23 protein-coding genes and 9 tRNA genes are annotated in these 25,896 nt (G+C 42.2%); 5 read left to right on the forward strand and 27 right to left on the reverse strand.

All coding sequences use genetic code 11. The annotated features are described in order from the left end of the window. Position 1 precedes the first annotated feature (1 nt). The 3 genes from folP to MK480_RS03945 all read right to left on the reverse strand — a co-directional run bounded on the left by folP (position 2) and on the right by MK480_RS03945 (position 3,300). Positions 2-976, reverse strand: a complete 975-nt coding sequence (folP, locus tag MK480_RS03935; RefSeq protein WP_247953469.1) for a dihydropteroate synthase — start codon at positions 974-976, stop codon at positions 2-4. Between the two features lie 93 nt (positions 977-1,069). Then, positions 1,070-1,777, reverse strand: a complete 708-nt coding sequence (locus tag MK480_RS03940) for a CPBP family intramembrane glutamic endopeptidase (RefSeq protein WP_247953468.1) — start codon at positions 1,775-1,777, stop codon at positions 1,070-1,072. A gap of 104 nt (positions 1,778-1,881) precedes the next feature. Then, positions 1,882-3,300: an NCS2 family permease gene (locus tag MK480_RS03945; protein WP_261090033.1), complete on the reverse strand. Its 1,419-nt coding sequence runs from the start codon at positions 3,298-3,300 to the stop codon at positions 1,882-1,884. Positions 3,301-3,489: 189 nt separating this feature from the next. On the opposite strand from MK480_RS03945, the gene MK480_RS03950 reads away from it, so the two are divergent. From MK480_RS03950 to MK480_RS03970, 5 genes are all read left to right on the forward strand, one after another. Continuing rightward, positions 3,490-4,302, forward strand: a complete 813-nt coding sequence (locus MK480_RS03950; RefSeq protein WP_064276420.1) for a Cof-type HAD-IIB family hydrolase — start codon at positions 3,490-3,492, stop codon at positions 4,300-4,302. A gap of 330 nt (positions 4,303-4,632) precedes the next feature. Then, positions 4,633-5,652 carry an alcohol dehydrogenase AdhP gene (adhP, locus tag MK480_RS03955; protein WP_000649185.1) on the forward strand — a complete coding sequence of 340 codons (1,020 nt, stop codon included), beginning with the start codon at positions 4,633-4,635 and terminating at the stop codon, positions 5,650-5,652. Positions 5,653-5,886: 234 nt separating this feature from the next. Continuing rightward, positions 5,887-6,876, forward strand: coding sequence for a PTS sugar transporter subunit IIB (locus MK480_RS03960; RefSeq protein WP_004258131.1), 990 nt, complete (start codon positions 5,887-5,889; stop codon positions 6,874-6,876). 25 nt (positions 6,877-6,901) lie between these two features. After that, positions 6,902-7,705 (forward strand): PTS mannose/fructose/sorbose transporter subunit IIC, encoded by an 804-nt coding sequence (locus tag MK480_RS03965; protein WP_000022716.1) that lies wholly within the window; start codon positions 6,902-6,904, stop codon positions 7,703-7,705. A gap of 23 nt (positions 7,706-7,728) precedes the next feature. Further along, positions 7,729-8,640 carry a PTS system mannose/fructose/sorbose family transporter subunit IID gene (locus tag MK480_RS03970; protein WP_000136864.1) on the forward strand — a complete coding sequence of 304 codons (912 nt, stop codon included), beginning with the start codon at positions 7,729-7,731 and terminating at the stop codon, positions 8,638-8,640. A 55-nt stretch (positions 8,641-8,695) separates the two neighbouring features. On the opposite strand, the gene pepC is transcribed toward MK480_RS03970, so the two are convergent. The 24 genes from pepC to MK480_RS04090 all read right to left on the reverse strand — a co-directional run bounded on the left by pepC (position 8,696) and on the right by MK480_RS04090 (position 25,864). Beyond that, positions 8,696-10,030 (reverse strand): aminopeptidase C, encoded by a 1,335-nt coding sequence (pepC, locus tag MK480_RS03975; RefSeq protein ID WP_064276422.1) that lies wholly within the window; start codon positions 10,028-10,030, stop codon positions 8,696-8,698. A gap of 111 nt (positions 10,031-10,141) precedes the next feature. After that, positions 10,142-10,864, reverse strand: coding sequence for a pseudouridine synthase (locus MK480_RS03980; RefSeq protein WP_049547113.1), 723 nt, complete (start codon positions 10,862-10,864; stop codon positions 10,142-10,144). A gap of 268 nt (positions 10,865-11,132) precedes the next feature. Then, positions 11,133-11,363, reverse strand: a complete 231-nt coding sequence (locus MK480_RS03985) for a GlsB/YeaQ/YmgE family stress response membrane protein (protein WP_000901574.1) — start codon at positions 11,361-11,363, stop codon at positions 11,133-11,135. A 9-nt stretch (positions 11,364-11,372) separates the two neighbouring features. Then, the gene (locus MK480_RS03990) at positions 11,373-12,614 is read right to left on the reverse strand and encodes an aminopeptidase (RefSeq protein WP_060627191.1); all 1,242 of its coding nucleotides are present in this window, start codon (positions 12,612-12,614) and stop codon (positions 11,373-11,375) included. A 23-nt stretch (positions 12,615-12,637) separates the two neighbouring features. Beyond that, positions 12,638-12,790 (reverse strand): hypothetical protein, encoded by a 153-nt coding sequence (locus tag MK480_RS03995; protein ID WP_060627192.1) that lies wholly within the window; start codon positions 12,788-12,790, stop codon positions 12,638-12,640. Positions 12,791-12,813: 23 nt separating this feature from the next. Continuing rightward, the gene (locus MK480_RS04000) at positions 12,814-17,205 is read right to left on the reverse strand and encodes a PolC-type DNA polymerase III (RefSeq protein ID WP_268707221.1); all 4,392 of its coding nucleotides are present in this window, start codon (positions 17,203-17,205) and stop codon (positions 12,814-12,816) included. 103 nt (positions 17,206-17,308) lie between these two features. Beyond that, the gene (gene fusA, locus MK480_RS04005; protein ID WP_000090348.1) at positions 17,309-19,390 is read right to left on the reverse strand and encodes an elongation factor G; all 2,082 of its coding nucleotides are present in this window, start codon (positions 19,388-19,390) and stop codon (positions 17,309-17,311) included. 279 nt (positions 19,391-19,669) lie between these two features. Then, positions 19,670-20,140, reverse strand: a complete 471-nt coding sequence (gene rpsG, locus MK480_RS04010; protein WP_000087873.1) for a 30S ribosomal protein S7 — start codon at positions 20,138-20,140, stop codon at positions 19,670-19,672. A gap of 19 nt (positions 20,141-20,159) precedes the next feature. Continuing rightward, on the reverse strand, positions 20,160-20,573 hold the full coding sequence (gene rpsL, locus MK480_RS04015) for a 30S ribosomal protein S12 (protein WP_001142332.1): 414 nt from the start codon (positions 20,571-20,573) through the stop codon (positions 20,160-20,162). A gap of 313 nt (positions 20,574-20,886) precedes the next feature. Continuing rightward, positions 20,887-21,486, reverse strand: coding sequence for a response regulator transcription factor (locus tag MK480_RS04020; RefSeq protein WP_049502240.1), 600 nt, complete (start codon positions 21,484-21,486; stop codon positions 20,887-20,889). Between the two features lies 1 nt (position 21,487). After that, the gene (locus MK480_RS04025) at positions 21,488-22,585 is read right to left on the reverse strand and encodes a sensor histidine kinase (RefSeq protein WP_265482057.1); all 1,098 of its coding nucleotides are present in this window, start codon (positions 22,583-22,585) and stop codon (positions 21,488-21,490) included. Then, complete coding sequence (locus MK480_RS04030; protein WP_153199319.1) at positions 22,585-23,322, reverse strand: ABC transporter permease; 738 nt, start codon at positions 23,320-23,322, stop codon at positions 22,585-22,587. The genes MK480_RS04025 and MK480_RS04030 overlap by 1 nt, the downstream gene beginning before the upstream one ends. 1 nt (position 23,323) lies before the next feature. After that, positions 23,324-24,208, reverse strand: a complete 885-nt coding sequence (locus MK480_RS04035) for an ABC transporter ATP-binding protein (protein WP_153199321.1) — start codon at positions 24,206-24,208, stop codon at positions 23,324-23,326. Continuing rightward, entirely contained in the window at positions 24,195-24,389 is a 195-nt protein-coding gene (locus MK480_RS04040; RefSeq protein WP_000708869.1) for a hypothetical protein, read from the reverse strand. Before MK480_RS04040 ends, MK480_RS04035 begins: the two co-directional genes overlap by 14 nt. After that, the gene (locus MK480_RS04045; RefSeq protein ID WP_194250709.1) at positions 24,386-24,592 is read right to left on the reverse strand and encodes a hypothetical protein; all 207 of its coding nucleotides are present in this window, start codon (positions 24,590-24,592) and stop codon (positions 24,386-24,388) included. The genes MK480_RS04040 and MK480_RS04045 overlap by 4 nt, the downstream gene beginning before the upstream one ends. A 489-nt stretch (positions 24,593-25,081) precedes the next feature. Further along, a tRNA-Pro gene (locus MK480_RS04050) sits at positions 25,082-25,155 on the reverse strand. Between the two features lie 15 nt (positions 25,156-25,170). Then, a tRNA-Arg gene (locus MK480_RS04055) sits at positions 25,171-25,244 on the reverse strand. Positions 25,245-25,255: 11 nt separating this feature from the next. Next, positions 25,256-25,341, reverse strand: a tRNA-Leu gene (locus MK480_RS04060). Positions 25,342-25,348: 7 nt separating this feature from the next. Then, a tRNA-Gly gene (locus MK480_RS04065) sits at positions 25,349-25,420 on the reverse strand. A 22-nt stretch (positions 25,421-25,442) separates the two neighbouring features. Further along, positions 25,443-25,515, reverse strand: a tRNA-Thr gene (locus MK480_RS04070). Between the two features lie 18 nt (positions 25,516-25,533). Beyond that, positions 25,534-25,615: transfer RNA gene (locus MK480_RS04075), tRNA-Leu, on the reverse strand. A gap of 5 nt (positions 25,616-25,620) precedes the next feature. Then, positions 25,621-25,693, reverse strand: a tRNA-Lys gene (locus MK480_RS04080). A gap of 23 nt (positions 25,694-25,716) precedes the next feature. Next, positions 25,717-25,789, reverse strand: a tRNA-Asp gene (locus tag MK480_RS04085). A 2-nt stretch (positions 25,790-25,791) separates the two neighbouring features. Beyond that, positions 25,792-25,864, reverse strand: a tRNA-Val gene (locus MK480_RS04090). Positions 25,865-25,896 lie beyond the last annotated feature (32 nt).

A 25,896-nucleotide genomic window follows, 5' to 3' on the forward strand; every position in this document is an offset into this window, starting at 1 on the left:
CTTATTTATATTGTTTTAAATCTAAATTTTCCGCTTCATCAGCCAGACGAATAGCGGAGGCAATTTCAACTGCCATCCTGTGACTGGCTACATCATGCACGCGCACCACTTCCACACCCTGTCTCGCAGCGATACTGGTTACCTGAGCCGAAGCCGTATCTCGATTGCGGAAACCAAGTTCTGTCTCAGGATTGACTTCAAAACCATTTTCTTCAAGGATGTTGATGACAAACCGCTTGCGCGACACTCCAAGAAAGATTGGATAGCCCTTCTGATGGAGTTTATTCAGGTCCCGTAAAAGAAGCAAATTTTCTTTCTTGGTCAGACCAAAGCCGATTCCTGGATCCAACAGGATATTTTCTTGTGCGATTCCAGCTTGATTCGCTCTCGCTAAGGCTCTGTCAAAGAAAGCCTCCATCAAGTCTTCGATTGGCAATATTTCAAAGTCAGCTAACTCTTCCTCTGTAAAAGCTTGTCCAAAACCAAAATGAGGAAATATAAGCGAGCTAGGGTGCTGAGGTCGTGCCATGACTGGATTAAACATGATGACCACTTTCGCACCAGCCTTAGCAACCACATCCGCCATTTTTTCATCACCCATAAGACCAGTGATATCATTGACTAGATTGGCACCAGCAGCCAAAGCAGCCTCTGCCACCTGACTCTTCCAAGTATCGATAGAAATAAGGACATCACTTTCCTTGCGAATCGCTTTAATCACTGGAACAACACGCTGGATTTCCTCTTCTATCTCAACATAGCTACTGCCCGGGCGAGTCGATTCTCCACCGATATCTAGCATACTAGCCCCTTCTGCTATCAATTTACGAGCCTGCTGGAGCGCTTGCTCAAGCGCAAAAAATTGACCACCGTCCGAAAAGGAATCTGGGGTTACATTGATAATTCCACAAATAGCTGTCTTTGCATGATTTGCTTTAGTTGACATATCGGTCACTCCCTCAAGGCTTTTCACCATATTATTTCTCTATTTTACCATAAAAAGAAAAAGATGGACACGATTGCATTCATCTTTTTCCCAGTAGAAACAAGTAAGCAATTGTCAAAAATCTTAAACAGAAATCCCTAATGTCCGACTCAAAATCACCACGAGAGCCAACAAACAGAAAACAACCCCATTAACAATCATGTGAAGTAAGATCGACATTTCCAAACGTTGGGTTTTATAAACTGTCCAAGTTAGCACAGTTGACATTCCTCCATAGATAAGAAGAGAAGGTAGATTTGTCGGTAAATGAAGCAAGGCAAAGATAATAGCACCGACTATATAACCCACATTTTCTTTACCACGAAAGAGTTTTTTAGGAATCACTCCTCGACATAAAATCTCCTCACAAATAGGAGCTATTAGAACCAGTAAGAAAAAACTGGAAATTAAGGAACTATTCTGGACCAAATCATTAATATTTGATTGATTGCTGGTTGTTGTTTCATTCATCAAACGCAGTAAGACCACACCAAGAATATTAAAGGCAAGAATCACTAGATAGCTTAAGGCCAATCTAGCCAAATCCTTAGCCTTGAAAAACGATAAACCAAAACTAGCCAACTGTGTTTTCCTAGCACCTATTATAAATACAGTTAAAACCACAAGAGATAAGGCCCCTACTAATAGTCCTGATTGCAACAATGGAAATCGTCTACTTGTTAGAAAATAGGACAAAGCCAAAGGAAGCTGAGAAAAAAGAAGGGCTACTAAAAAAATAATTACCCATTTGCCCCTGTTCACTATCTCTTTCCACATACTCTTCTCCTTCATGATTTTTCCTCCTTAGTCTTAATAAACATCATTGAATATATTTGCGAGCTAATCACAATCTCCTTTGTATTAAAAAAGGGGGAAAATCCCCCTGGGTTATCCTATTATAAGGCCATGCTGATGTAGTTAAGGATAAACAAGGCATCCAAAATCCAAATCATTACATGAACATCTTTAGCTTGACCTTTGACAAGCTTAGTCAAGGTGTAGGTCAAGAAACCAACTGCAATCCCTTGAGTGATAGAGTAGCTGAATCCCATAAAGATAGATGTGAAGAAGGCAGGAACCGCTTCAGCCATATCATCCCAATGGATATTTTTCAAGCTAGCCAACATCATAATCCCAACGATAATCAAGATTGGAGCTGTAGCAGCTGTTGGTACGATAGCTAGAAGTGGGCTAAAGAAGCTTGAAATTGCAAAACAGATTGCCACAACCAAGGCTGTCAAACCTGTACGTCCACCTGCACCAATACCAGCAGCAGACTCAACATAAGTCGTTACGTTTGAAGTACCGGCGATGGCACCAATTGAAGTACCAATCAAGTCTGAATAAAGAGCCTTGTCCAACTTAGCTGATTGGTGATTTTCACCATTTGTAGCTACGATACCAACTTTTTCACCAGTACCGATCAAGGTACCAATTGTGTCAAAAATATCTGTCAACGAGAAGGCAAGAATTGCCATAAGAGTTTCAGGTAAGCGAGCTGTATCTGAAATCAAAGCTACCAAACCTTCTGAACCAAGAGCTGCACCAAAGACTGTCTTCAAGTCTTCAAAGGCTGCACCAACATGGTTGTTAGCAAAATCGATACTAGACAAATCTACCAAACCAACTGCGATAGCAAGAACAGTTGTTGTCAAGATAGAGAGAATAATTCCCCCTTTAATTCCTTTGATAACAAAGAAGATAGTAATGGCCAGTCCTGCAAGAGCCACCAAAACAGCTGGATTATTAAAGTTGACCAATCCTGGAACTGCTGAAGAGTTTGCTGCAATCGTTGCTTGAGCTTTGTCAGCCCCTTCTCCTACAACAGTATAGTTGCCTGGATCAATCGTAAATTTCAAAAGCCCAGCATTCTTAATCCCTACATAGGCAAGGAAGACACCGATACCAGCTGAAATAGCTGAACGAAGGGCGTTTGGAATCGATTCAATGATCATTTTACGAACATTTGTCAAGGTAATAATCAATGAGATGACACCACAGATGAAGACCATAGCTAGGGCTTCTTGCCAAGAATAACCAAGTCCAAATACGACTGTAAATGTAAAGAAGGCGTTAAGACCCATACCTGGCGCTTGAGCATAAGGTAAGTTAGCATAGAAGGCCATCATCAAGGTACCCGCTACTGCACCAATGATCGTCGCTAGGAAGACACCTTGAGCAGGCATTCCTGTTTGCGAAAGAATTTGTGGGTTTACAAAGAGAATATAACTCATTGCAAAGAAAGTTGTTAAACCAGCGAGAACCTCTGTACGAACGTCTGTACCGTTCTCTTTTAGTTTAAATAATTTGTCCATTATTAATCTCCTTTTAATTTTTACGAACAATAATAGAATTATATCATTTATCATTCACTTTTTCAATATCTTTGTTTGATTTATTTAAGAATTTGATGAAATTTCTTTTTTGGTTTCGAATCTGCTTTTCTGCCTGCTTTCTGTTATAATAGTAGACATCTTATCTGAAAAGACGCTAGAAAGGTCCCTATGACGAAAAAAATTATTGCAGTTGACCTGGATGGAACCCTGCTCAACTCAGACAGTCAGATTTCTGACTTTACCAAAGAAACCATAAAAAAAGTTACTGAAAAAGGGCATCAGGTTATTATTACGACGGGTCGCCCTTACCGCATGTCAAAAGATTTCTACCGTGAACTAGGCTTAAACACTCCTATGATTAATTTCAACGGTTCCCTCACTCATTTACCAGACCAAGTTTGGAACTTTGAAAAGTGTTTAACCGTAGACAAAAAATATCTGCTAGACATGGTTCAACGTTCAGAGGACATTCAAGCCGATTTTATCGCTGGAGAATATCGTAAAAAATTCTACATTACAAATCCTAATGAAGAGATTGCCAATCCCAAACTATTTGGGGTAGAAGCTTTCCAGCCTGAAGATCAATTCCAGCCTGAGTTAGTGACCAAGGACCCTAACTGTATTCTGTTGCAGACCAGAGCCAGTGACAAGTATGCCTTGGCAAAAGAAATGAACGCCTTCTACCAGTATCAACTGTCTATCAATACCTGGGGAGGTCCGCTCAATATCCTTGAATGTACCCCAAAAGGTGTCAACAAGGCCTTTGCTTTGGACTACTTGCTCAAGGTAATGAACCGTGACAAAAAAGATTTGATTGCCTTTGGAGATGAACACAATGATACCGAAATGCTCGCTTTTGCTGGGAAAGGTTATGCCATGAAAAATGCCAACCCAGAGCTACTCCCCTATGCAGATGAGCAAATTTCCTTGACCAATGACCAAGACGGGGTTGCCAAAACCCTGCAAGACTTATTCTTATAGTCCATACTGATACTCAATGAAAATCAAAGAGCAAACTAGGAAGCTAGCCGTAGGCAGTACTTGAGTACGGCAAGGCGAAGCTGACGTGGTTTGAATTTGATTTTCGAAGAGTATGACCAGCTTGCGGGCTGGTCTTTGTGTTCTTTTCACAGTCTCATCAACCGGTTAATCGATTGTTCTATTTTTCACCTCCAAAACCTTGGAAAAGGCTTTCTTTTGTGATATACTTCACATATAAATACAAGAGAGCTCGTCATACTCGACTCTGTTGACACAAAATCAATCCAGTCCTGTTTCTCCTGCTCTCAGTTAATATCAAGGAGGATAGCTATGAAAGCTGTTGTTGTAAATCCAGAAAGCACTGGTGTTGCTGTTGAAGAAAAAGTACTCCGTCCACTTGAAACTGGAGAAGCACTTGTAGAAATTGAATACTGTGGTGTTTGCCACACTGACCTCCACGTTGCCCATGGTGACTTTGGTCAAGTACCAGGACGTGTTTTAGGACATGAAGGTGTTGGTATCGTTAAAGAAATTGCCCCAGATGTTAAAAGCCTTAAAGTCGGCGACCGCGTCAGCGTTGCTTGGTTCTTTGAAGGATGTGGCACTTGCGAATACTGTACAACTGGTCGCGAAACCCTTTGCCGTACAGTGAAAAATGCCGGCTACTCAGTAGATGGTGGTATGGCTGAACAATGTATCGTAACTGCAGACTATGCTGTTAAAGTTCCTGACGGACTTGATCCAGCCCAAGCTTCTTCTATCACATGTGCTGGTGTAACAACCTATAAAGCCATTAAAGAGGCCAAAGTTGAACCAGGCCAATGGGTTGTTCTTTACGGCGCTGGTGGACTTGGTAACCTAGCTGTTCAATACGCTAAAAAAGTATTCAATGCTCATGTCATCGCAGTTGATATCAATAACGACAAACTTGCCCTTGCAAAAGAAGTGGGTGCGGACATTGTTATTAACGGCCTCGAAGTTGAAGATGTACCTGGACTCATCAAGGAAAAAACTGATGGTGGAGCTCATTCAGCTGTCGTAACTGCTGTGTCTAAAGTTGCCTTCAACCAGGCTGTTGACTCCGTTCGTGCCGGTGGTCGCGTAGTCGCTGTTGGTCTTCCTTCTGAAATGATGGAACTCAGCATCGTCAAAACCGTTCTAGATGGAATCCAAGTCATCGGTTCTCTTGTTGGAACTCGTAAAGACTTGGAAGAAGCCTTCCAATTCGGTGCAGAAGGTTTAGTAGTTCCAGTTGTTCAAAAACGTCCAATAGAAGATGCGGTGGCAATTTTCGACGAAATGGAAAAAGGTCAAATCCAAGGACGTATGGTACTCGACTTCACCCACTAATCTAATAAAAACCTATTTTAAAAGTTGGAATGCGCTTCCAACTTTTTTATATTAAATTTTTAAATAAGGATTCAAAAAAACTTCTCTAAAACTCAATATATCAATATTTTCAGATGTAATCTTTTTAATTATTTTATGATAAATAGTTGATTTTTAGATGAAAACGGTTTATACTTAAACAGTCTTAAAGTTTTCTTAAACGAAAACTAAAACAAAAAAGGAGGAATGACAATAATGAGTATCGGAATCATTATTGCGAGCCACGGCGAATTTGCTGCGGGTATTCATCAGTCAGGATCTATGATCTTTGGTGAACAAGAAAAGGTTCAAGTTGTAACCTTTATGCCAAATGAAGGTCCTGATGATTTATACGCTAAGTTTAATAACGCTGTTGCTGCATTTGACGCAGAAGATGAGGTTCTAGTTTTGGCTGACCTTTGGAGTGGATCTCCATTTAACCAAGCTAGTCGCGTGATGGGAGAAAATCCTGAGCGTAAGTTTGCCATCATCACAGGACTTAACTTACCGATGTTAATTCAAGCCTACACAGAGCGCCTCATGGACGCTGCTGCAGGTGTAGAAAAAGTCGCTGCTAATATCATTAAAGAAGCCAAAGATGGCATCAAAGCTCTTCCAGAAGAGCTAAACCCAGTTGAGGAAGTAGCAAGCGCTGCAGCTGCTCCAGTTGCCCAAGCTGCTATTCCAGAAGGAACTGTCATCGGAGACGGTAAACTCAAAATCAACCTTGCCCGTCTAGACACTCGTTTACTTCACGGTCAAGTTGCAACTGCTTGGACTCCAGATTCAAAAGCAGATCGTATCATCGTTGCTTCAGATAACGTAGCTAAAGACGAATTACGTAAAGAATTGATTAAACAAGCAGCTCCAGGTAAAGTGAAAGCAAATGTTGTTCCTATCCAAAAACTAATCGACGTTGCAAAAGATCCTCGCTTCGGAGGAACACATGCCCTTATCTTGTTTGAAACACCTCAAGATGCCCTTCGTGCTATCGAAGGTGGCGTGCCAATCAAAACTCTTAATGTTGGATCAATGGCTCACTCAACTGGTAAAACAATGGTTAACAACGTTTTGTCTATGGATAAAGAAGACGTTGCTACATTTGAAAAAATGCGTGACCTTGGTGTTGAATTTGATGTACGTAAAGTACCAAACGACACCAAAAAAGATTTGTTTGACTTGATCAACAAAGCAAACGTGCAATAATCGATTTTATGAAAGGATTTTAAAGATGTCTATTATTTCTATGGTTTTAGTAGTCGTTGTAGCCTTCCTAGCAGGTCTTGAAGGTATCCTCGACCAGTTCCAATTCCATCAACCAATCGTAGCTTGTACCCTTATCGGTCTTGTTACTGGTAACCTTGAAGCAGGGATCATCCTTGGTGGTTCTCTTCAAATGATCGCCCTTGGTTGGGCTAACATCGGAGCTGCCGTAGCTCCTGACGCTGCTCTTGCTTCTGTTGCTGCTGCCATTATCATGGTTCTTGGTGGCGACTTTACTAAGACAGGTATCGGTGTTGCCCAAGCGGTTGCTATCCCTCTTGCAGTTGCTGGTCTATTCTTGACTATGATTGTCCGTACACTCTCTGTCGGATTGGTTCACACTGCTGATGCTTCTGCTAAAAAAGGTGACTTCAAAGCAGTTGAACGTGCTCACTTTGTCGCACTTCTTCTTCAAGGTCTTCGTATTGCAGTCCCTGCAGCACTCCTTCTAATGGTACCAACTGAAACAGTACAAAGCATTCTAAATGCTATGCCTGATTGGCTTAAAGATGGTATGGCTATCGGTGGTGGTATGGTTGTTGCCGTTGGTTACGCTATGGTTATCAACATGATGGCAACTCGTGAAGTATGGCCATTCTTCGCTATCGGTTTCGTGCTTGCTGCCGTGTCAGATATTACTCTAATCGGATTTGGTGCTATCGGTGTTGCTATCGCTCTTATCTACCTTCACCTTTCTAAAACTGGTGGAAACGGTGGCGGTGGAGCCGCAACTTCTAACGACCCAATCGGCGATATCCTAGAAGACTACTAAGATAAGAAAGGACTGAAAACATCATGACTGAAAAACTTCAATTAACTAAATCAGATCGTAAAAAAGTTTGGTGGCGTTCAACTTTCTTACAAGGTTCTTGGAACTATGAACGTATGCAAAACTTGGGTTGGGCTTACTCATTAATTCCAGCTCTTAAAAAACTCTACACTAAAAAAGAAGATCAAATCGCTGCTCTTGAACGCCATCTTGAGTTCTTCAACACTCACCCATACGTAGCCGCTCCAATCATGGGGGTTACTCTTGCACTTGAAGAAGAACGTGCTAACGGTGTTGAAATTGATGACGCTGCTATCCAAGGGGTTAAAATCGGTATGATGGGACCTCTTGCTGGTATCGGTGACCCAGTATTCTGGTTTACAGTACGCCCAATCCTTGGATCACTCGGTGCTTCACTTGCCCTTACTGGTAATATCTTAGGTCCAATCCTCTTCTTCGTTCTTTGGAACTTGATTCGTATGTCATTCTTGTGGTATACACAAGAGATTGGATACAAGGCTGGATCAGAAATCACTAAAGATATGTCTGGCGGTATCCTTCAAGACATCACTAAAGGAGCTTCTATCCTTGGTATGTTCATTCTTGCTGTCCTTGTTCAACGTTGGGTAAATATTAAATTTGCTTTCGATGTTGCCAAAGTTCAACTAGATGAGAAGGCTTATATCCATTGGGATAAATTGCCAGAAGGATCTAAAGGTATTCAAGAAGCATTCGCACAAGTAGGACAAGGATTGTCTCAAACACCTGAAAAAGTTACTACTTTCCAACAAAACTTGGATATGTTGATCCCTGGACTATCAGGACTACTCCTTACTCTCCTTTGCATGTACTTGCTTAAGAAAAAAGTATCTCCAATCACTATTATCCTTGCACTCTTCGCAGTGGGTATTGTGGCACATGTTCTTCACATCATGTAATCAAGCAACTTAAAAGGAATCAGGTTCTAAAATCTGATTCCTTTTTTCTATACTTTTATTCAGCCAAGGCTCCCATTGGATCCCATGGTGCAAGTACGATTGGTTCTGCTTCATAGGCAGCTTGTTCTTCTGCTGTCAGCAATTCTTTGCGAACAACGATTTGGTATGTATATTCGTCCATCCAAGCATCTGAAGCAACAAAGTAACCATCTGTACCAACCTTATCTCCCCAAGAGTTTTCAACCTTCCACTTGGTTGACTTGCCATTTTCGTCCAAATCCACACCCGTCAAGACCATAGCGTGGGTCATCAAGCTTTCGCTGTAGTCCAAACGTCCAGCCTTGTCTTGAGTGAATTGAATATCCATGCTTGATTCAAAGTCATAAACATCTGTCGCAAGGATTCCAGCTTTACGGTTGCTGAGCTGACCAACATCAGAACCAAACCAAACAGTCTCACCTGCTTGCATTTGAGCAATCGCCAATTCTTTTAAGCGCTCCATCGGCACGTTGATGTAGCGAACTGCACGGCTACCAACTACATTTCCTAACATCTCAACTGTGTAAGATTTGCCGTAAGGCTTGTCAGCAGTTGGGGCGTTGATAACAGAAACGTAATCTTCTAGAGGAAGATTGACATATTTCTTGTAAAATTCCTGTGGTGTAATGCCCTTTTCGCTTTGGTAGTTGTTATCCTTATCGCGATAAGCAAAGTCAAATTTACGTGGTGGAAGACCCAATGACATAGCAAGGAAGTTAAAGATTTCTTGCAAGAGGTCTTCTTTCTTAGCTTGAACAGTCGCTTGGTCTGCGCCAGAAGCAAGCAAGTCACGCAAGATTTGAGCATCTTGGCGAAGCAATTTGTTAAGGATTGCATTTAGCTCACGGCTGCTACTAGATGAAACTGACTCAGGGTAAACTGACTTAGGCACGACACCGTATTTCTCAAAGAGAGACACCACCATATCCCATTGTCCACCATCTTGTTGTGGAGTTTGGAGTAGGAAGCTAACCTTACGACTCGTCAAGTCTTGGTCTGCAGTCGCAATCACTTGCTCCAAGAACCAGTTTGATTTCTCATACTTGTCCCAGAAGAAGGTGTGGGCCTGTGATAACTCAAAATTTTCTAGTTTGTATTGTGAGATGAGTTTGTGGCGGAAGGTGTTAAGAGCTGCAAACATCCAGCAACGACCAGATGCTTTCTGGTTGGTTACCTTGTCCTTGGTCAAATCCAATGAGAAAACAGGTGTGTTATCTACATGGCTTTGGCGACGTTCTAGAGCTGCAAAAATTCCGTTGTGGCTGGCAGCATTTTCAATCGCTTGGTATTTTACATTTGCTTCATAATTGGCAAATAGTTTATCAGTAAATGATTCTTGAATCGCGTCCATAGATTCCTCCTTTTATTCTACAGTCTATTATAACTCTTTTCACAAAGGAAGCAACTGAAAAACATAAAAGGCAAGGACATTCTTCCTCACCTTTTTCTAATATAAACCAAACTAAGCAATACTTGCAAGGAGAGCTTCTAATTCCTCCTCGGTCAAGCGACGCCATTCTCCTCTTTGTAAGTTCTCATCTAAAATCAGAGTTCCCATAGCCAAACGCTGTAGGTCTACTACTTCCTTGCCACAGTAGGCTACCATACGCTTGACCTGATGAAACTTCCCTTCTGCAATAGTCACACAGATTTGGCTCTGATTCTTTTCTGCATCTGTGTAAAGAATCTCCAGTCTAGCGGGCTGACAGGTAAAGTCTTTGAGCGGAATGCCCTTGGCAAATGTCTCTACGTCTTCTTGGGTCATAATTCCCTTGACCTGTGCCTGATAAGTCTTGTCAACATGACGCTTGGGTGAAAGAAGAGCATGAGCCAGCTGGCCATCATTGGTCAAGAGCAAAAGACCATGCGTGTCAATATCCAAGCGTCCTACTGGAAAAACTTCCTTGCTCCGAGCAATATCATCCAGCAAGTCCAGAACCGTTCTGTGCTTAGGATCCTCAGTCGCTGAGATAACTCCTTTGGGCTTGTTCATCATGTAGTAGACAAACTCTTCATACTCCAACACTTGCCCGTCAAAGCGAATCTCATCTCTTTCTTCATCAATCTGCAGTTTCGCTGACTTTTCTTTTTTACCATTTACCATCACGCGCCCAGACTTGAGCAAGTTTTTGACCTCAGTCCGACTCCCCACAGCACAGGCAACTAAAAATTTATCTAATCTCATAGAACTATTATATCATACTCAAAAGGAGGCTGGTACAATGACCAACCTCCTTTTCGTTTCATACTCTTCAAAAATCTCTTCAAACCGCGTCAACGTCACCTTGCCGTATATATGTTACTGACTTCGTCAGTTCTATCTGCAACCTCAAAACAGTGTTTTGAGCTGACTTCGTCAGTTCTATCTACAACCTCAAAGCAGTGCTTTGAGCAACCTGCGGCTAGTTTCCTAGTTTGCTCTTTGATTTTCATTGAGTATCAGATTTAAGAAATTAACTTCCTCGTCTCCAGAAAATCGCTAAGACAATCATGGAACCTAGTACTGCCGGAATAATGGCAGTTCCTGCTATTATCGGCCCCCAAGTCCCAAAAAGCAAGTTCCCTATAAAGGCACCAATCCAGCCTAGAAACATTTTTCCAAAACATCCCATTCGCTCTCCACGATTGGTCAGAGTACCTGCTAAAAATCCCACTAGGAGACCAACGAACATACTTCCTAACATATTATCTCCTTAATTTGCCCAATCACCGTTACGGAAGAGTGGTACACGTGTCCCATCCTCACGGATACCATCGATATCCATTTGGTTAGAACCAATCATAAAGTCTACGTGAACATCTGAACGGTTAAGCCCCGCAGCTGCAAGCTCCTCTTCGCTCATCTCCGCTCCACCAACAACACTAGTCGCATAGGCTGCACCGATAGCCAAATGATTTGATGCATTCTCATCGAAAAGGGTATTAAAGAAGGTAATGCCTGACTGAGAAATTGGGCTTGGATCTGGTACCAAGGCACATTCACCCAAGGCACGCGCACCCGCATTTTCAAAGACAAGGTCTTTCATGACCTGATCACCCTTCTCAGCAGTGATATCAACGATTTGTCCATCCTTAAAGGTCACCTTAATACCTTCAATAATGTTTCCGTTATAACTAAGCGGTTTTGTAGAAGTGACATAACCATCTGCACGACGGAAGTCAGGTGCTGTGAAGACTTCTTCTGTCGGCATATTTGGCAAGAATCCTTCGCCCTGTGCATTGATAGCACCAGCTGATTCCCAAACATGGTTTTTCGGCAAACCAAGTGTCAAATCTGTTCCTGGCGCTGTGTAGTGAAGGGCTGAAAATTGCTCTTTATTAAGCATATCGGCCTTGCTCTTGAGGATAGCTGCATGCTCTTCCCAAGCCTTAACAGGATCTTCTTCATAGACACGGCAAGTTTTGAAGATTTGGTCCCAAAGGAGATCGACTGCTTCTTCATCGTTCGCAGCATTTGGAAAGACTTTCTTAGCCCACTCAAGTCCAGCAGCGGCTGCTACCGTCCAGCTAACCTTGTTAGATTGAGTTGCGATTCGCATTGGCTTCATGGCAAGTCCCATAGCTTTAGCAGAAGCTGAAAGCTTGTCAGCATCCACACCGTTCAAAGCACCTGGATCAGATGAACGAACTCCAAGACGGCTAGCCTTGTTTTCCAAAAGATAGTTCATCTCAGCAATCTTATATTCTGGCACATTGTCCAAACGCTCCATCGGCGCATGGAGGAATTTCTCACGGTTAATCACATCATCTGTCCACTGAACAATAACCTCGTGCGCACCCAAAGCATAAGCTTCTTTGACGATTAAGTGAGCCAACTCGCGTTGCTCCACATCGATAGAGAGAGCCAAAGTGTGACCAGGTTGCACATTGATTCCGTTCGCAACCAATAATTTCGCATATTTTTCTAGATTTTCTTTAAAATTTGGTAAAACCATTTTATTCTTCCTTTTCTTTTTGTTTATTTTTCTTTCAAAGCAGAGAATAATCCTGCTAAAGTAATGGCACCTGACAAGAGTGCTGTTGATAGAAGAATTATTTCATCTGCCAGCTCTAGCTGATAGTCAAAAACTTTTTGAGCTGGTTTGTCTTCTGCAAATATTCTTAGTTTCATCAAAAGCCCTCCGTTACTAGCACTTAAAACAACTCATCAAACAAACTCAACTGATTATCCTCTGGCATATTTCCAAGAATACCCATTTCATCCATCTTTTCAACCAAAGTTGAGGAAAGTCCACCACGCTTGCGTAGTTCTGTTTTAGAGAGGAATTCTCCCTCTTCACGCGCTCGCACCAACTGCTTAGCAACGTTCTCTCCCAGACCATCCATAGCGACAAATGGTGGAATCAGTGTATCTCCGTCAATGATGAATTCAGTCGCATCACTACGGTAAAGGTCTAACTTCCCAAACTTGAAGCCACGCTCCCACATCTCATTGACAATCTCAAGAGTTGTATAGAGATCGATCTCCACATTAGAGGCTTCATTGTTCTTCCGTTTTTCAGAGATTTCTTCCATTCTGCGCTTGATAGCCTCCAAGCCCGCCCCCATGGTCTTGATATCAAAAGCCTTAGCACGGATTGAGAAATAAGCACAGTAGTAATAAATGGGATGATGAACCTTGAAGTAAGCTACACGCAAGGCCATCATAACGTAGGCTGCCGCATGGGCCTTAGGGAACATATACTTAATTTTCCCACAGGACTCGATATACCACTCTGGCACCTTATTAGCCTTCATGGCTTCAATGTAGCCATTGCGTTCCTCTTCGGAAATCTTGAGCCACAAGCCCTTACGTACCCGTTCCATGATGGTAAAGGCCATCTTAGGTTCGAGACCAGCATGCATGAGGTAAACCATGATGTCGTCTCGACAACCGATAACGGTTGATAGATCCGCAATCCCTTGTTTAATCAAATCCTGGGCATTTCCCAACCAAACGTCAGTACCGTGGGACAGTCCAGACAACTGCAGCAACTCCGCAAAAGTCGTTGGGTGCGTCTCGTCCACCATTCCACGTACAAAGTTGGTTCCAAACTCAGGAATCCCCAGCATGCCCGTAGGCGTTCCGATTTGCTCAGGTGTCACTCCTAGCACATCAGTCCCAGAAAAGAGGGCCATTACGCCTTCGTCATCCATAGGAATTTCATTAGGATCAATCCCAGACAAGTCCTGGAGTTTTCGAATCATGGTCGGATCATCATGTCCCAGTACATCAAGTTTGAGGACGTTCTCATCGATATCATGGAAGTTAAAGTGAGTGGTCTGCCATTCAGCCGTCACGTCATCTGCTGGATACTGGACAGGCGTAAAGTCGTAAACATCCATATAGTTAGGAATAACAACGATTCCCCCCGGGTGTTGTCCTGTTGTCCGCTTGACACCAGCTGCACCTTGAGCAAGGCGTTCCACCTCTGCATCACGATAAAACTTCCCGTAGTCTCTCTCGTAGCCCTTTACAAATCCATAGGCAGTCTTAGCAGCTACCGTACCAACCGTTCCCGCACGGAAGGCATATTCCTCACCAAAGATATCACGCACATCCAAGTGGGCGCTAGGCTGATCCTCTCCCGAGAAGTTCAAGTCAATATCAGGAACCTTGTCTCCATCAAAACCAAGGAAGGTTTCAAACGGAATATCCTGTCCGTTTTTACTGAGTTTGTGACCACAGTTTGGACAATCCTTATTGGGCATATCAAATCCTGAACCATAAGAACCATCGGTGATAAACTCGCTGTATTGACACTGACCACAGACATAGTGAGGAGAGAGAGGATTAACCTCCGTAATCCCAATCATGGTCGCAACGAAACTAGATCCTACAGACCCACGAGAACCAACCAAGTAACCCCGTTCATTGGAGCGTTGCACCAGCATCTGTGATGCCAGATAAATCACAGCAAATCCATTCCCCAGAATAGAAGTTAATTCTTTTTCAATCCGCAAATCAACGATATCTGGTAGCGGATTTCCATAAATCTCAAAAGCTTTCTTATAGGTCAACTCAGCAACTGTTTCTTCAGCCTTGTCGATGAAAGGTGTGTACAAGTCACCTTTTACAACCTCAACGGGTTCAAAGATATCTGCCAAGGCATTGGTATTTTCAATAACCAGTTTATGAGCCAAATCCTCTCCCAAGAAGGCAAATTCATCCAACATCTCATTTGTCGTTCTAAAATGGGCTTTTGGAAGAGGAGCTGGTTGAGCATGCTCACCGTGACCAATGGTACGGTTAATCATCGCCCCCTGTCCCAAACTACGGACAATAATTTCACGGTAAATTTCTTCTTCTGGTTCGATATAGTGGACATTCCCCGTAGCCAGAACAGGCTTACCAAGACGGTCTCCCACCTCTATCAAACTCTTGATAATGGTCTGGAGTTCTTCCATATCCTTGACCTGCTCCTTGGCAATCAAGGGAGCATAGATAGCTGGTGGCATAACCTCGATAAAGTCATAATACTTGGCCACCTCAACCGCCGCATCCACGCCCTGGGAAACGACTGCATCAAAAACTTCACCTTCTGCACAGGCTGATCCTAAAACCAATCCCTCTCGATGGGCATCTAGAACCGTTCTCGGAATTCGTGGCACCCCTTCAAAGTACTTGGTATTAGACAAGGAAACCAGCTTAAAGATATTTTTTAGACCTACCTGATTCTTGACATAAATAGTCGCATGCTTGATCCGAGCTTTTTTATAAGAATCTGGACTAATCAAATCAATGTTAAGTCTAGCTAGATCGGTCACACCATGTTTTTCTGCTACTTCTTTGATAAAGATGAAAAGCAGGCGACCTGTAGCTTCCGCATCGTAGTTGGCCATGTGGTGATGCTCTAAGGCCACACCAAAACGCTTGGTCAAAGGCCCCAAACCATGACGTTTATACTCAGGATACAGGTTTCTAGCAAACTCAAGCGTATCAATCACTGGTTGACTAATCTTAGGCAAACCATGACGCTCATAATTGGCATTCATAAAGCCAACGTCAAAGGTAGCATTATGGGCAACTAAGACTGTATCCTTGCAGAATTCTTGGAATTCTTGCAAAACTTGTTCTAGTGGTTTGGCATTTTTGACATGGTCATCTGTAATTCCAGTCAACTCAGTAGTAAAAGCTGACAAGGGATGACCAGGATTGATAAATTCATCAAATTCGGCAATAACATTCCCCTTGTACATCTTAGAGGCCGCAACCTGAATCAAGTCATTATAAATAGCTGAAAGTCCCGTTGTTTCCACGTCAAAGACCACATAGGTCGCTTCTGACAAGTCCATCTCTACTTCGTTATAGACGATAGGAACACGGTCCTCCACGATATTGGCTTCCATACCATAGATCAGCTGGATTCCCGCTTTCTTAGCCGCCTTATAACCGTGTGGGAAGGACTGAACATTTCCATGGTCCGTGATGGCAACCGCCTTGTGTCCCCACTTAGCAGCTGTCGCAACGATCTCTTCTACCTCGGGTAGTGCATCCATGGTCGACATGTTAGTATGAGCATGAAACTCAACCCGGCGCTCACCTTCTGGCATCAAATCCTTCCGCTCATAGTGAACAACTTCCTGCACATCCTGCACATTCATAGTCAAATCGCGTGTGAAGTTATTCATCTCCACATTCCCACGCACTCGGAGCCAAGAATTTTTCTTGATTAGGTCAAATTTCTGAGCCTCTTCCTCGTTCTTAACCCACTTTTGCATCGAAAAACTGGAAGTGTAGTCCGTCATTTTAAAGTTGATCAAAACACGCCCTGTTCTGGTCACTTTTTGATCCACATCAAAAACAACCCCTTCAAAGACCAAACGATTTTCCTCCGTCGTCACTTCGATCATAGGAGTAATCTCTGCCTTATCTAGCTTGGGTTTAGCTGCAGCTTTTTTCGTTTGAAAATCAAAGGCTGGTTTCTCTTCCGCTGGAGGAGGTGCCATCTGTTCCAGTTGTTCCATAGCACGAAGCGCTTCCTCATTGGCAGCTTGAACAATCTGCTCATTTTCAGCATGAAAGGCTTCCTCTTGCTCTTGGGTCAGGACATCATTTTTCTCTACTTGACAGTTAAAAATTGGAAAACCAAACTTCTCAAGTTGTTTGGCTAAATTAGGAAGATGATTTTTCTTAAAGTGTTCCTTATCAATCGCCTCAGATCCTTCAATAAAGAGTTGATTGCCCTCCGCACGAACTCGCAAATTCTGATAAAGGGACTTAAAACCTTGACTAGCACATGGCCCCTCAGAAAAAGCCTCTCTATAGTAGGACTGCAAGAGTTGATTTGAAAATTCTTGAGACAGAGTCTTGATTTCGAAAATAGCTTTATTGCCTGTCTTAGAAAATTCTTCGCTCAAACCTTTCTTTAATTCTAAAAAGATTTCAATCGGTAAAATATTAGAAAATACGAAATGAAACTCCCATACCTTACTAATTTTATGAACCACAACTCGCTCAATATCGGCCTGTGCTAAAGCAGGATCCTGTCTCATTTCAGCAGGCATCCCCAGTTGATTCATCAAAATTTCAAAACTGTTTGACATTCATTTTCCTCACATTATTCTTCTACTATTTTACCATATTTAGAGGTATTTTCTAAAGACAAAAGGAAGCCACTAAGTGACTTCCTTCTAGAGTGAGGACGGATTAGTCTTCACCTTTGTTTTTCTTAATGATTTCTTCTTGTACTGACTTAGGTACATCTTCGTAGTGGTCAAATACCATCATGAATGTACCACGTCCTTGAGATGCAGAACGAAGAACTGTTGCGTAACCGAACATTTCAGCAAGTGGAACGTAAGCACGAACGATTTGGCTGTTACCATGTGCTTCCATACCATCTACACGTCCACGACGAGCAGTTACGTGACCCATAACATCACCAAGGTTTTCTTCTGGAACAGTAATTGTTACAAGCATCATTGGCTCAAGGATAGCTGGTTGTGCTGATTTAGCAGCTTCTTTAAGGGCAAGTGAAGCCGCGATCTTGAAGGCAGTTTCAGATGAGTCGACATCGTGGTATGAACCATCGTAAAGTTTAGCTTTAACGTCAACCATTGGGTAACCTGCAAGTACACCGTTAGCCATAGATTCTACCAAACCTTTTTCAACCGCTGGGATAAATTCGCGAGGAACCACACCACCGACGATTGCGTTTTCGAATTCGAATCCTTTACCTTCTTCGTTTGGAGTAAATTCAATCCATACATCACCGAATTGACCTTTACCACCAGATTGACGTTTGAAGAATCCACGTGCTTGAGTAGAAGCGCGGAATGTTTCACGGTAAGATACTTGAGGTGCACCTACGTTCGCTTCCACTTTGAACTCACGACGCATACGGTCAACAAGGACGTCAAGGTGAAGCTCACCCATACCTGAGATAACTGTTTCTCCAGTTTCAACGTTTGTTTCAACGCGGAATGTTGGATCTTCTTCAGCCAATTTTTGAAGGGCAATACCCATCTTGTCTTGGTCAGCTTTAGATTTTGGTTCAACCATCAATTGGATAACTGGTTCTGGAACGTTGATTGACTCAAGGATGATTTTAGCTTTTTCATCTGTCAATGAGTCACCAGTTGTAGTATCTTTCAAACCAACGGCAGCAGCGATATCACCTGAGTAAACAGTGTCGATTTCTTGACGGCTGTTAGCGTGCATTTGAAGGATACGTCCGATACGCTCACGTTTACCTTTAGAAGTGTTCAATACGTATGAACCTGATTGAAGAACACCTGAGTAAACACGGAAGAATGTCAAACGACCTACGAATGGGTCTGTCATGATCTTGAAGGCAAGAGCTGCAAATGGCTCTTCGTCAGATGCTGGACGAGTTTCTTCTTCATCTGTATCTGGGTTGATACCTTTGATCGCTGGGATGTCAAGTGGGCTTGGAAGGTAGTCAATAACCGCATCAAGCATCAATTGAACACCTTTGTTCTTGAAGGCAGAACCACACAATACTGGGAAGAATTCAACGTTGATAGTCGCTTTACGGATACCAGCTTTCAATTCTTCGTTAGTGATTTCTTCACCTTCGAGGTATTTCATCATCAATTCTTCGTCAGTTTCAGCAACTGCTTCGATCAATTTTTCACGGTATTCTTGAGCTTGGTCAAGGTATTCAGCTGGGATGTCTTCTTCAAGGATATCTGTACCAAGGTCGTTAGTATAGATTTCAGCTTTCATCTTGATCAAGTCGATGATACCACGGAAGTCATCTTCAGAACCGATTGGCAATTGGATTGGGTGTGCATTTGCTTGAAGACGATCATGAAGTGTGCTTACAGAGTAAAGGAAGTCAGCACCGATTTTGTCCATTTTGTTGGCAAATACGATACGTGGAACTCCATACTCAGTTGCTTGACGCCAAACTGTTTCAGTTTGAGGCTCAACACCTGATTGTGAGTCAAGAACGGTAACCGCACCATCCAATACACGAAGAGAACGTTGTACTTCGATTGTGAAGTCCACGTGTCCTGGTGTGTCGATGATGTTTACACGGTGGTTGTTCCATTGAGCTGTTGTCGCAGCAGATGTGATAGTGATACCACGCTCTTGCTCTTGCTCCATCCAGTCCATTTGTGACGCACCTTCGTGAGTTTCACCGATTTTGTGGATTTTACCAGTGTAGTAAAGAATACGCTCAGTAGTTGTTGTTTTACCAGCATCGACGTGAGCCATGATACCGATATTACGAGTTTTTTCAAGTGAAAATTCGCGTGCCATGAGGTTTGTTTCTCCTATTTATTTTTGATTTCTATTCTATTATAACACGATTTTAATAAAAACGGATAGGCAGGACCTACCCGTTCTCAATGTTTTCATGCTATTGTTGGTTTCAACTTGTAGATTTACAAGTTGAATTGAACTCGGGCTAAAGTTAACTAGCCGATTTGAGCCGGAACGGGATGCTGTGTGAAAAAGATAAACTTCCTTGTATTCGTCGAATACTGCGTCAGTTTCCTATTTTCACCTTGCATCCTTACCGTTCCTAGCATCATGATTTTACCAACGGAAGTGTGCGAATGCACGGTTAGCTTCAGCCATACGGTGAGTGTCTTCACGTTTCTTAACAGCTGCACCAGTGTTGTTAGCAGCATCCAAGATTTCTTTTGCAAGACGGTCTTGCATTGTGTGTTCACCACGAAGACGAGCGATTGTTACCAACCAACGAAGTCCAAGTGTTGTACGACGTTCTGGACGAACTTCAACTGGGACTTGGTAGTTAGAACCACCAACACGACGTGCACGTACTTCAAGTACAGGCATGATGTTTTCCATAGCTGTTTCAAATACTTCAAGTGCATCGTTTCCAGTAGCTTCTTTGATTTGCTCAAAGGCACCGTAAACGATTGAAGCAGCTGTACCACGTTTACCATCAAGCATAACGCGGTTGATAAGACGAGTAACTAGTTGTGAATTGTAAAGCGGATCTGGCAATACGTCACGTTTTGGAGCTCTATTTTTACGACTCATTTCTCTTTATCCCCTTTCCTTATGCTTTTGGACGTTTAGTACCGTATTTAGAACGGCCTTGTTTACGATCGTTAACACCTGCAGTATCAAGTGCACCACGGACGATATGGTAACGTACCCCTGGAAGGTCTTTTACACGTCCACCACGAAGAAGCACCACGCTGTGCTCTTGCAAGTTGTGTCCGATACCTGGGATGTAGGCAGTAACTTCGATAAGGTTGCTCAAACGTACACGAGCGAATTTACGAAGGGCTGAGTTAGGTTTTTTAGGTGTCATTGTTCCAACACGAGTTGCAACACCACGTTTTTGTGGTGAAGAAACATTTGTTTGAACTTTTTTATGACTGTTGTAACCAACGTTCAAAGCTGGTGATTTAGATTTTTCTACTTTTGATTTACGCGGTTTGCGAACCAATTGGTTAATTGTAGGCATCTACATTCTCCTGTGTTTTTTTATTTTTGGTGACGATACACTTGGTGACAGCTATCATCTGTGTGTACTTTTGCAACATTTGTCAGCACGTCCCTGTACACTCTTGAGAGACCAAAAGTAAAAAGTACCGTCTATTATTGTAACAAAATTTTCCCTTGGTTGTCAAGATATTTTTCTTTTTTATTGTTAATTTTAGCTCTTTTTTAGTGCTCCCCAAAAAAAGAAAAAGGAGGAATCCCACCCTCCTAAAGTTAGTATTGTTCCATTCAATCCCATCAATTTTAGCACATAATGTTCAAAAAATATTATATCATCACAACCAACCAGATTCTTTCGCGATATTAGCTGCCTCTGTTCGATTACCAGCATCTAGTTTCGAAAGAATATTGGTGACATAGTTTCGGACTGTTCCGTTTGATAAATAAAGTTGATCTGCAATTTCTTGGTTAGAGAAACCCTGAGCGATTCCCTTTAAAACTGCGATTTCTTGTTCTGTCAACGGATTGGGATGCGTCATCACCACTTCCATCAATTCAGGAGAATACTCCTTGCGCCCTTCGAGGACAGTGTGCAAGGTTTGCATGAGGTCTGCAATGTTTCTTTCTTTTAATACATAAGCATCTACTCCAGCCTTGACCGCACGTTCAAAATACCCAGGACGCTTGAAGGTCGTCACCACAACCACCTTTGTTTCTAGATTTTCTGCTCGTATCCACTCCAAGACTTCAAGACCTGTCTTAACAGGCATTTCTACGTCAAGGATGGCGATATCTACAGACTCCCTTTCTAATAGTTGGATTGCTTCTTGCCCATTCTTGGCTTGAAAGACAGACTCTACATCCGGTTGAAGCGTGAGCAATTGACACATAGCATCTCGTAGCATACTTTGATCTTCTGCAACAAGTAGTTTCATCTTAATTTCTCTCCTTATAAGGTAGTCGAACCTGAACTTCTGTCGGTTCTTTCCAGCTAATTACCTTTACTTCTCCCGAAAATGGAAGAACACGATCTCGAACTGTATGGAGGTCATCCCCCTTTATAGAAGCAAAGCCACAGCCATCATCTCTCACTGTTAGAATGAGTTCTTTCTCTGTCCGTTCTAATTTTAAGTAGACTTTAGACGCTTTAGCATGTTTGATGATATTGGTCACTAATTCAAGCAAAATCATAGAAGCCGTTGACTCCAATTCCTGAGTTAAGCTAGCTGTGTCTAGTTGATTAGCTATTTCCACCTCAATTCCAGCAATTTCTAACATCTTTTTCACAGTCTCTAGTTCGGATGTCAAAGTTCTAGACTTAAGATTTTCCACAATGGTTCGCACTTCATTCATGGAATCCTTACTGATCTGGTGAATGTCTTTTAATTCCTTTTCCACCTGTGGATAAGCCTCCATCTGAAATAACTGCAAGGCTAAATCTGTCTTGACACTCAACATAGCAAAGGTATGTCCCAAGCTATCATGCAAATCCTGACCGATACGACTGCGTTCATTTTCAGCAAGCAATAGATTTATCTGCGCATTTTGCTTAACCTGAGCTTCTTTCAAATCCTCCACAATACGAATCCGAACCAAGCCAAAAGTCATTAAATCGATAAAAGTGATAATTCCAAGCAGATAGACTAGAAACTCAACTTCAACTTCCTGAAAAATCAAAAGTTGCCCCACAACAAGGAATTGAGCAAGGAGAAAAGTCCGGACATGTAAAGAATTAAAACTACGTACGCCGAAATGATAAATTAAGAGATTGGCAAGGAAAAAGAAGAACCAGATATAATTTACACCAACAAAGGCAGTATTCCCAGCTACATAGGCTAGCATAATCACCCAACAGAGCCAGGATAAACGCTGACTCTTGGTGGTTAAAACACCTAAGTAAGCCAAGACAAACAGAATGTCAATCAACAAATGCCAGCTAGGAAGCTCCCCAGTCACTACAGGAACGATGGGAAAAACCATAAAAATCAAACTGGCCCAATACATATAGTCTATGCTTTTCAGTCTTTCAAGCATTAAGCATTCTCCTTATGACCTTGAAGGTAAATGGTCAAACCAAACAAAACTGCTGAAAAAACAAGTAGATAAACTGTGGCTGATAAATTGATGCCACCCTCGTTTAAGAAGGTCTTGAGCAACTCCATCAACTGATAAGTTGGTAGGCACTTCCCGATTGCTTGCATCCAGTCTGGAAATAAAGAGATGGGCATCCAGAGTCCACCTAAAACAGCCAAGCTTAGATAGAGAAGATTGCCCACGACAGACATCAGCTGACTAGTTGGTAAGAGAGTCAAGGTCAAGCCAAGTGCTACAAATGCAATACTTCCCAAAATCAGCAAGAGAGCCGCCCCAATCCAATTTCCAAGAGACATATCCACACCTCTGACCAAGTGCCCAACTGAGAAAACAACCAGGATTGAGACCAAATAATCAACCATCATACTTGTTATCTTTGATAGATAATATTCTACCATATTTACAGGGGTATGGCGCAATGTTTTCTGCCAGTTGTTGATTTTATCGGTATGTAAAACAGCTGGGAATGAAAACATAGCTATCGACATCATGGAAAAAGCCGTCATGGAGATGAGGTAGTCGCGCATAAAATTAGCCGGTCCACCTAGTGTGTCCTGGTACATACCTGAAAAGAATAAATAGAATGCTGTCGGCATCCCTACGGATAATAGATAATAGACTAATTGTCGTTTGGTCAATAGAAATTCTATCTTGTTTAGTGCGATCCATCGTTTCATCTTAGTCATCTCCCTTTTGTGTTTCTTCAAAGATTGTATCCAACAAGCTACGATTATTGACTTCAATTTCTTGAATCCTACATCCTGCTTGAACTAACAGTTCCCAGAAAGCATTTGCCTCTCGTGTGACAACTTGCAGAGCATCTTGTTTTTGTGACCAGTTTTCAACCAAGTTAGACTGCTCAATGACTTCCTTGTAAGCTAGAGGAAGGATAAAGTGCTTTTCAATCTCCTCACTGCGCATAGCAAGAGGCGTCGTATCACGAATCAATTCACCCTTGTGGAGCACCAAGATTCGATCAGCCGTATGCTCTACCTCTTCAATATAATGAGACGAATAGAGAATGGTGACTCCTTGCGCTTTTAGGTCCCAAACAATTTCCCAAAAACGTTGACGGGTAGAGGTATCCATGGCCGCAGTTGGCTCATCTAAAAAAACAAGCTTTGGTCGCCCAATTAAGGTCAAGACAAAAGAGAAAAGACGCTTTTGTCCACCTGATAATTTTTCTGCGAATTGCTCTTTTTGTTGCTTATCAAACTGTAATAGTTGATCGATTTCCTGGTTACTCAAGTGATTTGGATAAATTTTTTGAAAGAAAGCAATCAACTCTTTTACCTTTAGTTTCTGAACAATTACATTCTCTTGTGGGAGGTAGGATCTTGTATAGTCTAACTTAGAGCTCGTTACCGGCAAATCTTGGATAGATACTTGCCCACTGGTGACCAGTTTATCTCCAAGCAAACAGTCCAAGAGTGTCGTCTTACCAGCTCCATTTGGTCCAATCAAGGCGACGCATTCACCTTCAGCTACCTCAAAGGAAATATCCTTCAAAATAGCCTTGCCCTTGATATTTTTATGTAAGCCTTGAACCTTAATCATGTTCATGATATTCTCCTTTCAGCCACTCCTTTCCCATAGGAAAGGCGATAAAAATCATAAATCCTAGTCCCCAGGCACCACGGATGAATTGGTGAAGGAAGGCTTGATCAAACCAACCTGTAAACATTTCTACCAACCACACCACTAGTGATAGTCCAATAAAAAGATAGAGAAACGCTTTTTTCATTTTTCAAACTCCTTTTTCACATCTGAAACTAATTTCAAACCTTCTCGGATAAGCCAGGACATCATTCCAAATCCTGCAAATAGCTCCCAAGGAAAATGATAGAAATCTTCATCCAATCCTGAGAACATGAGATAAGTCATGACTCCTGCTGCTACTAAACTCATTGCGACAATCATTTTATTCTTCATCTCTTCTTCCTCCATTTCATACTTCAATTATAGTCTTTTGAAGTCAGCGGAGCTAGAAGCTTCTGTCACTAGGAAATATGACAAATGTCATAAAAATTCTGTTCAAAACAAGCAAGATACACTATACAATAAAACACAAGTAGAAAAACTCTAAGGTAGTTTCCTCAAAAGAGATATCAACCCCAATTCACACTATATTGAAAAGTAATACTTATTTAAAATCAAAAGAGCGGAATTTTTATCGCAAAAACATATATATTATAGTCAAAGCAAAAAACTCTTCAATTACTTTCTTAAAAGTTTGTGAGAATTATACAATCTGTTAAATTTTAATTTATGTACCTAAACTACAGTATTCATTGAACAAATCAGGAAATAAAAAAGTATACGCGATCAAAATGAATTACTGAAATTAAAAAAAAGAGAGAAGCGAACGCTTTCTCTCTTAATGTATATAATATCTAGTTAAATAAAAAAGATACGCTTACGTATCTCTGTAATGAATCGGGAAGACAGGATTCGAACCTGCGACACCTTGGTCCCAAACCAAGTACTCTACCAAGCTGAGCTACTTCCCGAGTTAAATAGAAAAATGCACCCTAGAGGAGTCGAACCTCTAACCGCCTGATTCGTAGTCAGGTACTCTATCCAGTTGAGCTAAGGGTGCTCATTAGTTTATGCCGAGGACCGGAATCGAACCGGTACGATCGTTACCAATCGCAGGATTTTAAGTCCTGTGCGTCTGCCAGTTCCGCCACCCCGGCCTCTCTAAGCGAACGACGGGATTCGAACCCGCGACCCCCACCTTGGCAAGGTGGTGTTCTACCACTGAACTACGTTCGCACTGTTTTCTTCTATCTAAAAATGCCGGCTACATGACTTGAACACGCGACCCTCTGATTACAAATCAGATGCTCTACCAACTGAGCTAAGCCGGCTCATTTATTATATCTTAATGCGGGTTAAGGGACTTGAACCCCCACGCCGTTAAGCGCCAGATCCTAAATCTGGTGCGTCTGCCAATTCCGCCAAACCCGCATATATGACCCGTACTGGGCTCGAACCAGTGACCCATTGATTAAAAGTCAATTGCTCTACCAACTGAGCTAACGAGTCTAAAATAACTTACGTTATTCTAACGGTCCCGACGGGAATCGAACCCGCGATCTTCGCCGTGACAGGGCGACGTGATAACCGCTACACTACGGGACCTTTGGGAGTTAACGGGATCGAACCGCTGACCCTCTGCTTGTAAGGCAGATGCTCTCCCAGCTGAGCTAAACTCCCTAGAGCTAAGCGACTTCCATATCTCACAGGGG

The sequence above is a fragment of the Streptococcus mitis genome (assembly GCF_026782895.1).
Taxonomy (GTDB): Bacteria; Bacillota; Bacilli; order Lactobacillales; family Streptococcaceae; genus Streptococcus; species Streptococcus mitis_CB.

Bases quoted from the DNA above. Each gene is read 5' to 3' on its own strand.
- folP (WP_247953469.1), bottom strand. From the start codon at position 976: ATGGTGAAAAGCCTTGAGGGAGTGACCGATATGTCAACTAAAGCAAAT.
- MK480_RS03940 (WP_247953468.1), bottom strand. From the start codon at position 1,777: ATGAAGGAGAAGAGTATGTGGAAAGAGATAGTGAACAGGGGCAAATGG.
- MK480_RS03945 (WP_261090033.1), bottom strand. From the start codon at position 3,300: ATGGACAAATTATTTAAACTAAAAGAGAACGGTACAGACGTTCGTACA.
- MK480_RS03950 (WP_064276420.1), top strand. From the start codon at position 3,490: ATGACGAAAAAAATTATTGCAGTTGACCTGGATGGAACCCTGCTCAAC.
- adhP (WP_000649185.1), top strand. From the start codon at position 4,633: ATGAAAGCTGTTGTTGTAAATCCAGAAAGCACTGGTGTTGCTGTTGAA.
- MK480_RS03960 (WP_004258131.1), top strand. From the start codon at position 5,887: ATGAGTATCGGAATCATTATTGCGAGCCACGGCGAATTTGCTGCGGGT.
- MK480_RS03965 (WP_000022716.1), top strand. From the start codon at position 6,902: ATGTCTATTATTTCTATGGTTTTAGTAGTCGTTGTAGCCTTCCTAGCA.
- MK480_RS03970 (WP_000136864.1), top strand. From the start codon at position 7,729: ATGACTGAAAAACTTCAATTAACTAAATCAGATCGTAAAAAAGTTTGG.
- pepC (WP_064276422.1), bottom strand. From the start codon at position 10,030: ATGGACGCGATTCAAGAATCATTTACTGATAAACTATTTGCCAATTAT.
- MK480_RS03980 (WP_049547113.1), bottom strand. From the start codon at position 10,864: ATGAGATTAGATAAATTTTTAGTTGCCTGTGCTGTGGGGAGTCGGACT.
- MK480_RS03985 (WP_000901574.1), bottom strand. From the start codon at position 11,363: ATGTTAGGAAGTATGTTCGTTGGTCTCCTAGTGGGATTTTTAGCAGGT.
- MK480_RS03990 (WP_060627191.1), bottom strand. From the start codon at position 12,614: ATGGTTTTACCAAATTTTAAAGAAAATCTAGAAAAATATGCGAAATTA.
- MK480_RS03995 (WP_060627192.1), bottom strand. From the start codon at position 12,790: ATGAAACTAAGAATATTTGCAGAAGACAAACCAGCTCAAAAAGTTTTT.
- MK480_RS04000 (WP_268707221.1), bottom strand. From the start codon at position 17,205: ATGTCAAACAGTTTTGAAATTTTGATGAATCAACTGGGGATGCCTGCT.
- fusA (WP_000090348.1), bottom strand. From the start codon at position 19,390: ATGGCACGCGAATTTTCACTTGAAAAAACTCGTAATATCGGTATCATG.
- rpsG (WP_000087873.1), bottom strand. From the start codon at position 20,140: ATGAGTCGTAAAAATAGAGCTCCAAAACGTGACGTATTGCCAGATCCG.
- rpsL (WP_001142332.1), bottom strand. From the start codon at position 20,573: ATGCCTACAATTAACCAATTGGTTCGCAAACCGCGTAAATCAAAAGTA.
- MK480_RS04020 (WP_049502240.1), bottom strand. From the start codon at position 21,486: ATGAAACTACTTGTTGCAGAAGATCAAAGTATGCTACGAGATGCTATG.
- MK480_RS04025 (WP_265482057.1), bottom strand. From the start codon at position 22,585: ATGCTTGAAAGACTGAAAAGCATAGACTATATGTATTGGGCCAGTTTG.
- MK480_RS04030 (WP_153199319.1), bottom strand. From the start codon at position 23,322: ATGAAACGATGGATCGCACTAAACAAGATAGAATTTCTATTGACCAAA.
- MK480_RS04035 (WP_153199321.1), bottom strand. From the start codon at position 24,208: ATGAACATGATTAAGGTTCAAGGCTTACATAAAAATATCAAGGGCAAG.
- MK480_RS04040 (WP_000708869.1), bottom strand. From the start codon at position 24,389: ATGAAAAAAGCGTTTCTCTATCTTTTTATTGGACTATCACTAGTGGTG.
- MK480_RS04045 (WP_194250709.1), bottom strand. From the start codon at position 24,592: ATGGAGGAAGAAGAGATGAAGAATAAAATGATTGTCGCAATGAGTTTA.